The sequence below is a fragment of the Acidimicrobiia bacterium genome, from assembly GCA_018057765.1.
In the GTDB taxonomy this organism is placed as follows: domain Bacteria; phylum Actinomycetota; class Acidimicrobiia; order IMCC26256; family JAGPDB01; genus JAGPDB01.
Window position 1 is genome coordinate 218,726 of record JAGPDB010000001.1, and the last position, 15,450, is coordinate 234,175.

Here is a 15,450-nt window from a genome sequence, read left to right on the forward strand (position 1 = left end):
AGATCAGCAATAGGTTGTTTTCTTAGAAGCCACCCCAGTTAAAATATATTTATCTACAGTTTCGCTTACACAATTATTAGATCTACCATATGCAGTGTGGCCTTCGCCTTTGAATTCCAGCAAAGAACCATGTTGTAATTTCTTCGCAACGTCACGTGATGCTTGAACTGGTGTCGCTGGATCACCAGTAGTTCCAATTACCAAAACTGAATTTCCCTTAGAATTATTTACTTTAAATGCTTTTGCATCACCAACATTTGGCCAATACGAACATTGAATTCCAAAAAGTACAACAGCTTCACCTATAAGTGGTGCTTTTATTCCAATTTCTTTTGCAAAAGAATACAGATCATCGCCTGAAGCTAGTTTACCGTCGGAACAGAGTATTGATAAAAAAGACATATAGGAACCATCATATGTGCCATCATAATCTCTACCTAAATAAGAATTGTATCCATTAATTATTCCGGAACTATCGCCTAATTCTACTTCCGATAGTGCATCATCTAGTGATGGCCATTCTTCAATACCACCATAAAGATAAACGCCCGTGCCTAAGTCGAATTGAGCAGGACCTAGAGTGCTTCCTGATCCATCATCTGAAACTATTGGATTTGCATCGATCTCAGAAGCAATTCTACTGTAAACAGTTTTTGGGTCTTCCCCATTTGCATACTTACATATTGTTTCTTTACAGTAGTTGAAAAAACTGTCAAATGCATTAGAGAATCCAATACCTTGATCGCCCGCAGAGGTCAAAGGATTAGCACCTACATCGACAACACCATCTAAGATAATTGTACGATAGTTTTTTGGGAATAATGTCGCATATATTTGACCAAGTACAGTACCGTATGAATACCCTAAATAATTTAATTGCTTTTCATTTAAAGCTTGACGAATCTCATCCATATCTCTCGTAGCTTCGATAGAAGTTAAATGTTTGGCTAAATCTTTATCAGTATTGACACAATCTTGTCCAACTTTTTTATTAACATCAAGCATTGCAGTTAATTCAGTTTCGTTATCAGGCGAATAATCAATACCATCAAAAAGATAATCTAAATTGGCAGAAGTACATTTAAGTTTTGTAGATTGACCGACACCTCTTGGATCCCAACCAACAATATCAAAAGAATCCAGTATTTCAGGAGAAATAAGCGAACTTGCATATTGAACAAAGTCGACACCAGAACCACCAGGGCCACCTGGATTTATCAACATTATGCCTTTACGTTTTGAAGGTACAGCAGCGCTTAGAGTTCTTAATGCAATATCTATTTTCCTACCTTTTGGTTTTTTATAATCCAAAGGAACTTTTATACTCGCACACAAAAAATTTGAACATTTCTTATAGTTGACTTTTCCAACTTTAAAATTTCCGTTGTCCTTATTTGGAGTCCCATTTGAATCTTTTTTACCAATAGAGCAACCGCCCAAGACCACGCTAAGACATAATATTGCTAGAAATATTTTCTTCATTAATAAATGCCTCTAGCTGTAATGGAATCTTGCAACATTTCTAATGCAACAGCCATTGCAGCTCTTCTCATAGACACATTTAATATATCTGCTTTATCGTGTACAGCACTATAAGCCTTTATCATTTGGTCATGAAGTCCAGTAGCAACTTGTCCAGCTGACCAAGCATAACCCTGACGATTCTGGACCCATTCAAAATAACTTGCTGTTACACCACCAGCATTTGCCAAAATATCTGGAACAACAGATATGCCTCTATCCATAAATACTGCATCAGCAGCTTCAGATGTAGGACCATTCGCTGCTTCTACAACGATCTTACAATCAAGCTTTTCTGCAATATTTTCATCAACGGCTAAGGCTAGTGCAGCCGGTACAACAACATCACAGGACACTTGCCAAAATTCAGAAGCGGAGATTGTTTCACCGCCATCAAAACCAATTACGCCACCAGACTCCTTAACATGTTCACCTAGAGCAGGTATATCAAGACCACCAGGATTTGTTACGGCTCCAGTAACGTCAGCAATAGCAACAACACGCATACCTGCACTATGAAGCAAATAAGCGAGTGGCCCACCAACTTTACCAAATCCTTGAATCGATACCCTAGAACCATTTAGATCCCAACCATTTTGTTCAAAAGCTTGTCGAACACATGTAACAACGCCATTCGCTGTTGCACCAACGTGACCAAGTGAACCACCAATTGAAAGCGGTTTACCAGTAACTGAACCAGAAGTTTCTTGCATTTTCATCATTGAAACAGTATCCATCAACCAACCCATAACTCTGTCATCGGTATTTATATCAGGTGCTGGAACATCTCTATCGGGCCCTAACATTGGCATCATTTCAATTGTATATCGTCTTGTTAATCTTTCAAGCTCTGCTAAAGAGAGTCTTGTAGGGTCAACTCGTATTCCACCTTTGCCTCCACCAAATGGAAGATGTGAGATTGCAGTTTTATAAGTCATACCTGCAGCTAGAGCTGTGGTTTCTAGAGCATCAACTTCCATATGGAAACGTATGCCACCTTTTGCAGGTCCACGAGAAGTATTGTGATGTACTCTCCATCCGGTAAAAACTTCTATTTCGCCATCATCCATACGCACAGGAATTGCAGCTTCAAAAACTCGTTGAGGCATCTCTAAAATTTTAACTACCCAAGGTTTAGCATTAATTAATGATGCAGCATCATGTAATATATTCAACATCTCATACCAACGTTTAACAGCGCCAGGAGAGCTATTACCTATTAAATGTTCTGCTTCTTTATCCACGATTCCTCTTTCGTTTATAATTTGCCTATTTCAGTTTAATATTAAGCATAAAAGCATAATCTTTTTTCTTATATGAAAACTCTATTATTGCAATATTTTGTAAATACTAACATATAAATCATTTTTTTGACGTTTGGGCCTTAACTTGTTTAGATCGAATTGAGACCACTTCTTCATCTTCTATATATGAAGCAGACTCTATTGTTAAATCATTATTGAATTTGTATAATCGTGGTGTACCAGTCGGTAATTCAAAATTTGCAATATCTTTATCTGGAATATTTTCTAATGTTTTAATTAGTGCTCGGAGTGAATTCCCGTGAGCTACTAGCATCACATTATCACCATCTAATAACCTTGGTGCCACTACACTTTCGTAAAAAGGCATAACCCTTTCGCATACATCTTTAAGGCATTCAGTCATTGGTATTAGTTTTGTAGGTATATCTGAATAGAGAGGATCATTTCTAAAATTATATTTTGAATTTTCGGAGACTTCTGGTGGCCTGATATCGAAGCTCCTTCTCCATTTCAATACTTGCGCTTCACCAAATTTCTCAATTGTTTCTTTTTTATCAAGTCCTGTTAATTCACCATAATGTCTTTCATTTAACCTCCAGGTTTTATGCGTTTCAATATCTTTTAAACCTAGCTCATTCAATATAATATTTGACGTATCGATTGTCCTATCTAAAACCGATGTATATACGACATCTGGTTGAAATTTAATTTCCGATATAACCTGAGCACATCGTTTTGCTTCTTCTATGCCAATTGCTGCTAATGGCACATTTTCCCATCCTGTAAATAAATTCAATTGGTTCCAAGTACTGAAACCGTGTCTAATAATCATAAGCTGTGAGTTCATGAATAACAGTCTACGTCCTGTGAGGGATTCTCAAAGGATTAAAGTTTATAGAGCAAATACTGGCGTTTTAGGTACTGCCTATCCAAGCATGCTTGATATTGAAAAATTTTGTGTACAAGTGCAGACAAGCAAAATATGGAGTGAACTATTCCCAAGAGATAATTCCACAAAACCACCTATCTTAAAACCTGGTAAAGGTGCAAAAACTGCACATGTAATTTGGCATCATGACGGAAGAATAGAAATCGCATTCCCAAAAGCATATCGCTATGGAACTTATGTATTGCATGAACTTACACATTACGGAATTGGACTTCGGTACGATATAGCTGCGCATGGTCCCGAATTTGTAGGATATTTTCTATCATTAGTAGATGAATTCTGTTCGACAAGAACATCAAATGCATTGCGCAGAGCAATGACAACGCACAAAGTGCGCGTATATATCCCCCACAGAATGTCTTTAATGCCTAATGAAACCCGAGCTATTAAAGATAAAGAAAACCAAGAAACTCAAGGTAACTTAAATAATGACCGTTCTAAATCTAGCCTCGGTATTGAAGAACTAAAACTTTTCGATGATCATGGCCATACCTTGACCTCCACCAACGCACATAGTTTCTAGGCCATATCGAGCATCGCTCTCATTCATATTATGAATAAGTGTTGTCATAATTCTTGCACCTGTTGACCCAAATGGATGTCCTAATGCTATTGCTCCACCATTAACATTTAATTTCTCTCGATCTATATTTAATTCGCGCATACATGGAATAACTTGTGCTGCAAAAGCTTCATTTAGCTCAACAATATCAATATCATCTATTTTTAATTTAGTTTGAGCCAATACTTTCTTAACAGCTTCTATAGGCCCTAGTCCCATAATTTCAGGATTAAGTCCTGTCGAACTTGCACCAACAATACGGGCCAAGGGTTCAAGTCCTAATTGTATAGCTTTGCTTTCGCTCATAACTACTACAGCTGCCGCCCCATCATTTAATGGACAAGCATTGCCGGGTGTAACTCTTCCATCTGATCGAAATGCACTTTTTAATTCCGCTAATCCTTCCAATGTTGTGGAAGGACGTGGACAATCATCAATAGATATAATTGTATTCTCGTCGAGAATATATGGTGTGATTTCTTCTTTATAGAAACCTCGCTCAATTGCACTCGCTGTTTTTTGCTGAGATTCAAAAGCATACTGGTCCATCTCTTGACGAGTTATACCAAATTGATCAGCAACATTTTCACTTGTTAACCCCATTGTTATATAAATGTCAGGTAAACCTTCAGTATCACTCCATACATAACCCTGCAAAGCTGAATTTGATAAGACTCTTTTTTGCGCTTCATCGAATTTCGGATTCATGGTGTTAGGCAAAGAGTCAGAAGTTCCCATAAGAAATCTTGATGTACATTCAACGCCACCAGAGATATAAGTATCACCGAAACCCGCAGCTATGTTTCCCGCTGCTATAGCAATGGCTTGTAGAGAGGATGCGCAGTATCTATTAACTGTTGTAGCGCTTGTATTTTTCAGACCTGCAAGTAAAGTTGCAACTCGCGCAATATTATATCCCTGTTCACCTCCTGGCAAACCACAACCAATGATTATGTCATCGATGGAATCTGGATCCAAATGAATTTTATCCATCACATCACGTATATAAAAGGCCATTAAATCGTCAGGTCGAACCCCTATCATTGAGCCTTTAAATGCTCGGCCTATAGGTGAACGTGTTGTTGATACTATTACTGCTGATTCCATCTGTATATCTTTGTATCTTTTCGAGCATAACTCAAGCATTAAACTAGATTACATAAAATATTATTTAAGGGGAAATTTATGCATGACGGTGGGAAAAAGGCGATACTTGCTGCTTTTAGTGCCAACCTTGGCATAGCAATTATGAAGTTTGTAGCTTTTATTTTTACTGGAGCTGCTTCTTTGCTTGCAGAAAGCCTCCATTCTTTAGCTGATACAGGAAACCAAGCATTGCTATTACTTGGGTCTAAAAGAGCTAGCAAACTACCTACATCTGAGCATCCTTTTGGTTTTGGTTCAGAAAGATATTTTTGGAGTTTTGTAGTTGCACTTGTATTATTTTCTATGGGTGGATTATTTGCATTATACGAAGGTCTCTCCAAATTATTTTCCACCTCGCATGAACTTGAATCTCCAATTTGGGGTTTTGTTGTTTTAAGTATCGCCATAGTTTTAGAAGGATTTTCACTTAGGACTGCTATGACTGAATCCAAAAGAGTTAAAGGAAATAAAAGTTACTGGCAATTTATTAAACAAGCAAAATTACCTGAGTTACCTGTTGTTCTCCTAGAAGACGTCGGTGCGCTTTGTGGTTTAGTTTTTGCACTTCTTGGTTTAAGTGTTGCAACTATAACGGGTGATTCGCGTTTTGATTCTATGGGATCAATAGCTGTTGGTTTATTACTAATTGTTATAGCATATATTTTGGCCGTCGAGATGAAATCGCTACTAATCGGTGAGGCTGTGGATTCAATAGATATGAATAATATTCGTGCGGCAATACTTGACGGCAGTGAAGCAAAAAGTATTATTCATATTCGTACAATGCATTTAGGTCCTGAAGACATATTGCTTGGTGTGAAAATCGAATCGGGGGCAAATAATTTGCGTGAAGTAACGAATGATATTAATACTATCGAGTCGAGGATCAGAGCAATTTTACCATCGGTCAAAACTATCTACATAGAGCCAGATATTTTAAAGAATAAAGATATTTAAAGACACCACTGCATTGAACATACAATAACATTAGATGCTTTTAACCAAGCATTATATCCATTTTCAATACTCGATATCAATACAGTTAATTCCTGATCTACGTCAATAGGTCTATGATATTCTATATAAATTTTCGTAAAATCCTTGAATTTATAAATTATGCTCGCTTCATATAATACAATAAATGCGAATGAATTATTAGCATGGTCATTAATATCGATATCGCATTGTCTAATTTTAAATTCAAAGGATTTTATCGAATCGAGTAATTCTGTTTTTGGAACTAATGGAAGAACTCTTTTAGTGGAAATGTTAATTGCTTCAGGATATGTCTTTTCTAACCAATCCGGAATTTCTTTTGGCTTATAATTTTCATCTAATGACACCCATATAGTTTTTGCTGAAATACAATTATCATTATCTTTAAAAATATTGACATCTCGTTGTGCTGAAACTTTTCCAAGCCCACCACAATGAGTTTCTAATTCAACAATATCATTTCTCATTGGCCATTGCTTTTGGTTTATTGTTCGATTTAATATTTCTATAGATCTTGCTACCCATATACCTCCATCACCAAGACCAAGATCGTTTGTATCGTCAAAACCTATGTCTTGTAAATATCTAGCTATTGAATCAATTCTAAGTTTACCTTTAGAATCACAGTCCGTGATTCTAACTCTTCTATTAGTTTTAAAAACCCTTTTTATATTCATATTTAATACTATTTATCTTTAAGTGATTCTATAATTGTTCTGAGTGAAGCTAATTCATGATTTAATGTTGAGACTTCTGATTCTAAATTATCAACTCTATATAACAGATTTTCTGATTCATCTAGAGTATAGTCATCTTCATTTCCATTATTTATATCCTTACCCTCACCTTCAATAAGTTGAAATGAAGGTTTACTAGGCACAGCATCCAATCTATCTTCAGTATTTAAACCGCTAAAAAAACAATGGTTAATTCTGCCTTCTTTCTGCCCTGGTTGCTTTAACATACGTGTAACTAATGCAGGTTCACATTCCACCAATTCTTCAATCGCGTCATCACAATCTTGTAAAGTTTGAAAATCGGCCATTCGATCTGTTCTCGCTTTTATTTCACCAAGAGTTTGTGGACCACGTAATAATAATACTGCGAGAACTGCTTTTGCATCTTCTGATATTGCAAATATATTTGTAATATCATGTCTATGCTTTGGTACTCTTGAGCCAGCATAAACACCGCGTAAAGCTAAACCCTTTTCTCTTAATATTCCCAAGGTTCGTTCGATTAGCATCTCGTCATAATTGACAATCGGATGACGATTTGTTGTTTGGTTACAGGCTGAAATGATTGTATTTAAAGTCAGAGGATAATTATCAGGTATAGTTTTCTCTTTTTCTAATAATACACCTAGAACTCTTATCTCTTCATTGCTCAAATTTAACGCTTCTTTTGTTATTGGATCCATCATTATAGATTAACTTATATTTGCGCCCAATTCATTGAGGGTTTAATTAATGCTTCATTTAATTGTATTGAATACTCATTTCGCGATATTTCGATTGCACCTAAACTGGCCAGGTGAGGTGTTAGCCATTGAGTATCTAATAGTAATGCTTTTTGGTCCTTTAGAATCTCAATCAATTTAATTAAAGCTACTTTAGAAGCATCGCTTTTTGTAGAAAACATTGATTCCCCAGCAAAAAATGCGCCAAGGGACACTCCGTATAATCCACCCACTAATTCATCATCTTCATATACTTCAACTGAATGGGCGAAACCTAATTCGTGTAATTTAGTGTAATTGTAGATAAATTCATCATTAATCCAACCTCCTTTTCTTGGAAGTTCTTTGCATTTCCTCATGACCTTCTCGAATTTTTGATCAATTTTATATGTAAATCTGTTGTAACTCTTTTTCATTGATTTAGTTATTCGTAAATTACCTAATGGAAGCACACCACGTTTTATAGGCGAAAACCAACCCAAAATCATATTTCCATTTTCATCTGAAACTTCCATTGGGAAGTACCCGCTCGAATAAGCTTTAATGAGCGTACTAGTTTCTAAATCAGCACCAATAGAAATTAAGTCACCGAGGTTTTTATCTATTTTATTAATATTTGGAAATTCATACTGACTTAGTTCAGCTAAGTTTTGCCATGTTTTATTTACGTTCATCAGCTAATTTCCAACAATACCATGCAACAATAGTTCGATAAGGCTTATATTTGTTTGCTAAATCCTTCATTTCTTTTTCCGTTGGCATTATTCTTTTTTTAAAAAGTATTTGTGAACCAGCCCTCACTCCATAATCACCAGTGGGCCATACGTCTAATCGTTTGAGTCTATCTATAAGAAACATCTGTGCGCTCCAACGCCCTATACCTCTAACCTGTACCAATTTCTCTATTACTTGTTCATCATCATATTTTCCTATGGATCTTAGGTTCAATTTAGATTCCATAACATGTTCTGTTAAAGATCGAATTGATAATAATTTATTTTGAGATAAGCCTGCACTACGTAAATCTACATCGCTTGTTGACATTACATTTTCAGGCGTAACTCCACCTAGTGCTTTTAGCACTCTTGTATGAATTGACGCAGCAGCTTTACCTGCTAACTGTTGATAACAGATTGTTTCAACCAATGATGCAAAATGAGTTGATCTATCTTTTCTCCAATTAAGTTCACATGGACCAAACTTTTTTACGATTAGAGAAAAATCTTTATGTTTTTTGGCAAGGCATAGCGTAGCCTCAATAGGTGATTTAATCATAGCTTCAACATTTTTAGTGCCGTCAAGTTTTATACTCAAAATTTGTCCTTTACAAGGTGTTAAAAATGATACTAGTCTTTAGTATACGAAGCATATTAATGCATTGTATATCAGGGATGATTTATGAGTATGACAGATAGATCAACACTTGCACGTACTTTGCGGACCTTATGGAGAGACGAAGAAGAGGGACAAACTCAAGAATCCTTTGAATACGTTAAACGAAACACCGCACTACTTGAATATTTAGGATATGTTGGAAATGAAGGATTTTCCGTTCAAATCACTACAGCGTTAAAGCAATATGAAGGAAGTATTTCGTTCATAGGCAAAGATTATTTTTCCATAACCCAGCAAAATCAAATGAAATCCATATCTACAAGTACATTTCCAATACTAAATACAAATTATTTTATTATTTCAATAGGGAAAAAAACTAAAAATATAGTTGAAGCACATTGTGTACCTATTGAGAATATAAGTTTTAATTCATTCATAAATGAGACTTCCCTACTAAATTTAAATTGCGATATCGAATTATTAAATCAAGAATTTGCGCTAGGACAAATAGAAATATTTAAAGATTTCTTAAAAATAGTACCAAAGCATTATTTAAAAGACAGAAGTGACAGTGTTAAAGAATTTATCACTTCTCATACACAACTGATTTGCAAAAAATCGATTATTGCAGTTTCTACAGTAAGCAGCTAATAAAAAATTTATTGTTATTTGTTTTCTGACTTGGTTTTAGTTTTTGCACCAGGCTGTTCCTTAATCCAGTCAACCAACTCATCTCGCAAGAATCTCCAACCTCGACCTCCGGGTATTTTATGAGCAGGCACACGGTCATCTCTAACCATTTGCCTTAAATACTCTGGGTGGACACTAAGAAATTCTGCAGCTTGAACAGCTGTCATGATTGGTGGAAAATCGCTATATTCTGCCATATCCAGTAATCTATCACACTTATAGACTATTTACCACAAGATATTTATGAAATTTATAACCAAATACTCTTAAAATATGCATTTGACATATTAAATAAAAATTAATTATCATCTATTAGGATCTACTTTTGTTGTAGAAATATTCGGGGGGATATTTTAATGGCATGGACGCAAAAATTATCTAAAGCACATATTATTATTATAGTAACTGGTGTCTTAGCATTTACTTCAACTTTCACTTACTTAAATTCACTAAATACAAAAATTAAAATTACTCAGTTAAAAAATGATGTTGTAGCGGGAGAAGTTATTTCCAAAGAAGATGTTAACTACATTTCTATAAATAATGATTCAATAATATCAGACTTGATGATTTCTCAAAAGAGTATGGAGAAGAGTCCATTAGTTGCTAAATTGGATTTAAAAAAGTTAGATTTTCTAACATCAACGAACACTATAAGACGTTCTACAAAAACAGGCTTACAATCACTTTCCATCACACTTGATATTGGCCGAGCAAACGGCGGAGATATTATTCCTGGCGATATTATAGATATATACGAAACTGGCGAAAATGCACGACTAGTAGCTTCCTCAGTTACAGTACGTTCTATAAAAAAACCTAATAATAGACTCGGAATATCGACGTCTAAAGAACTAATCATTGTTATTGCGTTAAAAGGAAATCAAGCTAGTGAATTATCGAAAATCATAGGTTCACAAGACATAATGGTTGTCTTATCAACTGGATCAAAAGATGTAGCCAAAACAAAAGGGGCTGAAACTTCAATGGTCACTACAACTCTTGTTCCTTCCAACTTTCAACCAATAGAGTTGAATCCAGCCATGGACAATTAATAATGCCAAATATTTACGACTGCGCCCTTGTATATAGCCCACATCTCTGGGTTGAAAAGTTCCATAGGCATTGTACGAATACTGGTCAACTAAAAATAAGATCATTCATATATGATTCAACAGTATTATTTTCAGATGAATATGATGTTGTTATAGTATCTGATAGCTGGCCTGCCTTAAGTCGAGCTCTCGTTGAAAAAATTCAAAAACGTAATGCAAAGGTTATTGGTTTATGCGAAGCAAATGATGATTCCAGAGAATTTTTAAGTTCTGTTGGTGTAGATGGAATTATTGATTCAACCAATGATGCGAAGTCTATTTGCGATGAGATCATCAAGTTGCTCGATACATTAAAAGTCTCTGAAAAAGTATTAATAGATAATGAATCCTATAGAGAAATCAAAACATTAGACATATTGGTAGATGGTCCAACAGATAATTGTTCAAGTAGAAAATGTTCTAATATATCAACAGTTATTGGTACAGGTGGAACAGGCTGTACCGAGCTAGGGATAGTATTAGCTAGTCGTTTAATCGATTCATTAATGATTGATATGGATTTTGAACATCCATCTTTAGCTCCAAGAACAAATTTAGATATTGAACCACATATAATCGATGCTATTGAGACTGCTCAAAACAACAAAGAAAATTTTTTAGCTTGTATAAAACAAACAAATAAATTTTCTGCAATAGTTGGTTTGACACATGCTTCATTAGCAACAGATATAAGAGACTACGAGATGCAGGTTTTGCTTGATGAAGCAAGAGTACATTTTTCAAATATAATTCTTGATTGTGGATCAATATCACAACATTCTTCGTTTTACTATCTTTATGAGACTATTTTTTCAGAAAGCAATTCATTTATTATCATTGGCGATTGTTCACCGCATGGAATTATCAGAATATTAGAAACTTTGGTAATCGTAGTTGATTTTATTAATACAAAAGATACAGATAATTCAAATAATATTATTGAAATCATAATTAATAAAACAATTCAAGATAAGAATCTCCAAAGACAAATTGAGGATGAAATTAAATTCTGTTCTAATAAAGTAAATATTACTTTCATAGCTGAAAATCAGGAAATACATAAATCAGTATGGCTAGGCAACATCAATTACCCAAAAAAATGGTTGAATAGTTTTAACGATATTCTATATCGACTTAATGAAGTTTCTAAATCAAGTAATTTACTTAATGAAAATGAATTAGCTGATTTAATGGACAATCAAAAAATTACTGTGGTTGATTCCTAATGAACGAAAGATTAACAACAATTAACCATGATGATAAATCCTTAAAGATTCCTGTAAATATTAATATAGTAGAAAATACAGAAATCGATATGTACGATCGACTTAGACACAGTGTAATGATAATTGCTGATAAAAGCAGACTCGATCCTATACATAATCAAAATGAACTTTTAGAAGTAATAAAGAATGTAGTTAACCAAGAAATATCTAATAATGCAATCGCTGGCATATCGAGTATTATTGATTTTGAAACTACAACAAATCGATTATCGAATTCTATTTTTGGATATGGGCCTTTACATTCGTTATTAGCCAGAAACGATATTGAAGAAATATTCATAGAAGGTGAGAGAGTTAGCTATATAGATTCGAGCGGTTTTCTAAGAGGTTTAAACGAGCCTACCACTGCATCCGAGAACCGTCATATAATTGAACGACTTTTATCCGATACAGACAGAACATTAACTGTAAAAGCTCCACTTACTCAAGCTCGTGTATTAAATGGAACAGCCAGATTAACAGCATCTATCCCACCAGTTAGCGACAAACTGAGTGCTACGTTACGAAAATATATTGTAAAAAATATTTCACTACACGATTTAACAAAAAGGAATGCTCTTTCAGAGGAATCAGCTGGCTTCTTACATGCATTGATGCAAACTAGATCAAGAATTGTAATATCTGGTGAACCTGGGGCAGGCAAAACTACTTTACTAAGCTCAATGTTGTCTAGCGCTCCCCCTCAACATTGTATTAGGTGTTGTGAAGAAATCAGAGAGATTGCAGTTAATTTTACACATGGTGGATATTACGAAGTTAGACCTCAAGGTATTGACGGCACTGGAGAGATATCTTTACGTGATCTTGTAAAATTCTCACTTGCAATGAGACCTGACAGAATTGTTTGCGGAGAAGTAAGAGGTGCAGAAGCATTCGAGCTTTCTCGTGCAGTTAACTCAGGTTGCGGTTTCGCATGTACTGTTCATTCTAATAATGCAGTTGAAGGATTAGAAGCACTCGTTAACGCATCATTGATGGCTGGCGAAAACGTTAGTGAAAATATCATGCGTAAAATATTTTCTTCAGCGATTGATGTGGTGGTCCATGTAGATAGAGAAGAAAATGCTTCTATTTCTGATGGTCTTATGAGAGGAGTAACAGAAATTATTGCTGTTGAATCAAGCATTAGTGACAGCTTTACAACTACAACTTTGTTTTCAAGAAAGACTTTACAAGAACAGTTGAAATTTTCAGGTACAATTCCAGATAGATTGATATCGCGTATTGAAAAATCGCTTCCTAGTGAAGTAACATTGAACAAAATCTGTACTGGTGAAATCAAATATTTACAAAGTAGATACTCATGATTTTTTTCTTATGTTTTCTATCGGCAATCCTAGTTTCGACTTTTGTGATTCAAATAATGACACGATTATTTTCAATTAAACTATATAAAAAAAGAGAAGTTAAAACCCAATCTAAATTTCTTCTAAAGCGTGCTAATTGGCTTTCCCAAGCTGGTTTAAAAATGACACCGCAACAATATTTGTTGATGACGCTAGGAAGCATATTATCAACTTTTATAATCATCATATTATTCTCAAAAACACCACTTGTAGCTATAGTACCATCGCTAGCTGCAGGTGGACTTCCTTACATGTCTATATCCAAGAAACGTAATTCCAGAATGAGGGAGCTATCTATTTCGTGGCCGGATGCACTACGTGATATAAGTGCAACACTAAGTTCTGGCCATCCACTTTCATTCGCACTTTCTACTCTAGCGACTACAGGACCAGATGCCTTAAAACCATATATGAAAAGATTTTCTACTCTAGAAATAACTATGGGTTTTTCGCCAGCATTAGTAACCATTCGAGAAGAGATGTGTGATGCTACAACTGACCGTATAGTAGAAGTTCTTATTGTTGCTAATGAAAGAGGCGGAAAGATCATACGAGAGATAATTGATAATCTAATAGAATCAACATCAGAGGATATTGCTTTAGCCGACTCTATGCAATCTGAGTCTCTAGAAATGAAAATTAATTCTCGCGCTGTTGTCGTATTACCTTGGTGTGTTTTAATTTTACTTACTTTAAGTGGTGGAGTTTTCCGTGCATTTTATTCATCGAAAACAGGTGCTGTAGTCATTGGCATAGGTGTGATCTTAAGTGCAGTGGGTATTTACATTCTTAGTAGATTTTCACGTGTTGATGTGGAGCCACGCGTATTCGCATCTATTGGAGAGTTGACAATATGAATATACTTATAATCTCGACTCTTAGCATGATATTTTTCTCTTCATTGGCATTTATACTTCATAGACCAATGCCTAAAATAGCCAAAAGGTTAGCTCCCTATAACAACGTAGTTAGAGTGCGTTTAAATACTACAGCTAATAAATATATTGTGAAAGAAAATACTCAGTTGGTTTCTTTACCTATTGCTTTAGAATTCTTTAAACCTATGTACGAATGGTTTTTAAACATCGTTGCTAAATTATCATTTTTAGGTGACGAAAATACTGCGAATCTTCGTTTACGTCAAGCAGGCTTTGAAGGTGATTTAGTAAAATATAGATTTGTACTAGCTAAACGTGCACTCACAGGGATCGGCATTGGATTACTATTTGGGGCAGGACTCGCCAATGGCTTCGCATTAATATTCTTCCCATGCTTGTTTGGGTTTGTGATTCTTTCTAAATCTCGTGGATATATCGACAGACAAATTTCTATACGCTGCGCAACTATTAGGTTTGAACTTTATACTATTGACCAACTTCTAGCATTGCATATTCGCACAGGTTCTGGCGTTGTTCAATCTTTACAAAATATAGCCACTCGTACTAAAGGTATAATTTCAAATGATATCGATGAAGTTTTATCACGAATTCGTACTGGTGTTTCAATAGATGAATCATTGTATATAGCAGCACGTACGACACCTGAGCCACATGCCTGTCGAACATATAAACTATTAGCTGCTGCTAGTCATCGTGGTATTGACTTAACCGGCGGACTTTTAGATTTAGCTAAAGATCTTCGACGCACTTTGCGTGAAGATATAAAGACAACTAGTGCAAAAAGAAGAGCAGCAATGCTTTTGCCAACAATTGGAATCCTAGCCCCTATCATGTTGCTCTTCGTTGCTGCGCCTATACCCTCAATCGTCCTAGGTGGAAACTAATTAGTAGATATAAGAAAG

At 35.2% G+C, this 15,450-nt stretch carries 17 protein-coding genes; 8 read left to right on the top strand and 9 right to left on the bottom strand.

The genetic code is table 11. From position 1 onward, the window contains the following. Positions 1–3 precede the first annotated feature (3 nt). From KBF89_01160 to KBF89_01170, 3 genes are all read right to left on the bottom strand, one after another. Positions 4–1,482, bottom strand: coding sequence for an alpha/beta fold hydrolase (locus KBF89_01160; GenBank protein MBP9114937.1), 1,479 nt, complete (start codon positions 1,480–1,482; stop codon positions 4–6). After that, positions 1,482–2,765 (bottom strand): Glu/Leu/Phe/Val dehydrogenase, encoded by a 1,284-nt coding sequence (locus KBF89_01165; protein MBP9114938.1) that lies wholly within the window; start codon positions 2,763–2,765, stop codon positions 1,482–1,484. Before KBF89_01165 ends, KBF89_01160 begins: the two co-directional genes overlap by 1 nt. A gap of 118 nt (positions 2,766–2,883) precedes the next feature. Continuing rightward, positions 2,884–3,633: a 2,3-bisphosphoglycerate-dependent phosphoglycerate mutase gene (locus KBF89_01170; protein ID MBP9114939.1), complete on the bottom strand. Its 750-nt coding sequence runs from the start codon at positions 3,631–3,633 to the stop codon at positions 2,884–2,886. Between KBF89_01170 and KBF89_01175 the strand changes: the two genes are divergently transcribed. Further along, on the top strand, positions 3,632–4,258 hold the full coding sequence (locus tag KBF89_01175) for a hypothetical protein (GenBank protein ID MBP9114940.1): 627 nt from the start codon (positions 3,632–3,634) through the stop codon (positions 4,256–4,258). The genes KBF89_01170 and KBF89_01175 overlap by 2 nt on opposite strands. On the opposite strand, the gene KBF89_01180 is transcribed toward KBF89_01175, so the two are convergent. Then, a complete protein-coding gene (locus KBF89_01180) occupies positions 4,199–5,404 on the bottom strand; it encodes an acetyl-CoA C-acetyltransferase (protein MBP9114941.1) in 1,206 nt (401 codons plus the stop codon). The genes KBF89_01175 and KBF89_01180 overlap by 60 nt on opposite strands. 78 nt (positions 5,405–5,482) lie before the next feature. Here KBF89_01180 and KBF89_01185 point away from each other — a divergent pair, with 78 nt between their 5' ends. After that, positions 5,483–6,400, top strand: a complete 918-nt coding sequence (locus tag KBF89_01185; GenBank protein ID MBP9114942.1) for a cation diffusion facilitator family transporter — start codon at positions 5,483–5,485, stop codon at positions 6,398–6,400. Here KBF89_01185 and KBF89_01190 read toward each other — a convergent pair. From KBF89_01190 to KBF89_01205, 4 genes are read right to left on the bottom strand one after another with little or no spacing between them, the layout of a single operon-like run. Further along, positions 6,397–7,116 carry a hypothetical protein gene (locus KBF89_01190; protein ID MBP9114943.1) on the bottom strand — a complete coding sequence of 240 codons (720 nt, stop codon included), beginning with the start codon at positions 7,114–7,116 and terminating at the stop codon, positions 6,397–6,399. The two genes, KBF89_01185 and KBF89_01190, sit on opposite strands and share 4 nt — an antisense overlap. Positions 7,117–7,124: 8 nt before the next feature. After that, the gene (locus tag KBF89_01195) at positions 7,125–7,862 is read right to left on the bottom strand and encodes a YceH family protein (GenBank protein MBP9114944.1); all 738 of its coding nucleotides are present in this window, start codon (positions 7,860–7,862) and stop codon (positions 7,125–7,127) included. Between the two features lie 11 nt (positions 7,863–7,873). Next, on the bottom strand, positions 7,874–8,572 hold the full coding sequence (locus KBF89_01200; GenBank protein MBP9114945.1) for a leucyl/phenylalanyl-tRNA--protein transferase: 699 nt from the start codon (positions 8,570–8,572) through the stop codon (positions 7,874–7,876). Further along, positions 8,559–9,212 carry a DNA-3-methyladenine glycosylase 2 family protein gene (locus KBF89_01205; GenBank protein ID MBP9114946.1) on the bottom strand — a complete coding sequence of 218 codons (654 nt, stop codon included), beginning with the start codon at positions 9,210–9,212 and terminating at the stop codon, positions 8,559–8,561. Before KBF89_01205 ends, KBF89_01200 begins: the two co-directional genes overlap by 14 nt. Before the next feature lie 90 nt (positions 9,213–9,302). Between KBF89_01205 and KBF89_01210 the strand changes: the two genes are divergently transcribed. Next, positions 9,303–9,884 (top strand): hypothetical protein, encoded by a 582-nt coding sequence (locus tag KBF89_01210; GenBank protein ID MBP9114947.1) that lies wholly within the window; start codon positions 9,303–9,305, stop codon positions 9,882–9,884. A 14-nt stretch (positions 9,885–9,898) separates the two neighbouring features. Here KBF89_01210 and KBF89_01215 read toward each other — a convergent pair whose 3' ends face one another. Continuing rightward, positions 9,899–10,120: a helix-turn-helix domain-containing protein gene (locus KBF89_01215; protein MBP9114948.1), complete on the bottom strand. Its 222-nt coding sequence runs from the start codon at positions 10,118–10,120 to the stop codon at positions 9,899–9,901. A 159-nt stretch (positions 10,121–10,279) separates the two neighbouring features. Here KBF89_01215 and KBF89_01220 point away from each other — a divergent pair, with 159 nt between their 5' ends. From KBF89_01220 to KBF89_01240, 5 genes are read left to right on the top strand one after another with little or no spacing between them, the layout of a single operon-like run. Next, positions 10,280–10,978, top strand: coding sequence for a hypothetical protein (locus KBF89_01220; GenBank protein MBP9114949.1), 699 nt, complete (start codon positions 10,280–10,282; stop codon positions 10,976–10,978). 2 nt (positions 10,979–10,980) lie between these two features. After that, a complete protein-coding gene (locus tag KBF89_01225; GenBank protein MBP9114950.1) occupies positions 10,981–12,243 on the top strand; it encodes a hypothetical protein in 1,263 nt (420 codons plus the stop codon). Then, the gene (locus KBF89_01230) at positions 12,243–13,610 is read left to right on the top strand and encodes a CpaF family protein (protein MBP9114951.1); all 1,368 of its coding nucleotides are present in this window, start codon (positions 12,243–12,245) and stop codon (positions 13,608–13,610) included. The genes KBF89_01225 and KBF89_01230 overlap by 1 nt, the downstream gene beginning before the upstream one ends. 56 nt (positions 13,611–13,666) lie before the next feature. Continuing rightward, positions 13,667–14,506, top strand: a complete 840-nt coding sequence (locus tag KBF89_01235) for a hypothetical protein (protein ID MBP9114952.1) — start codon at positions 13,667–13,669, stop codon at positions 14,504–14,506. Then, positions 14,503–15,432, top strand: a complete 930-nt coding sequence (locus tag KBF89_01240; protein ID MBP9114953.1) for a type II secretion system F family protein — start codon at positions 14,503–14,505, stop codon at positions 15,430–15,432. The genes KBF89_01235 and KBF89_01240 overlap by 4 nt, the downstream gene beginning before the upstream one ends. The last annotated feature ends 18 nt before the right edge of the window (positions 15,433–15,450 follow it).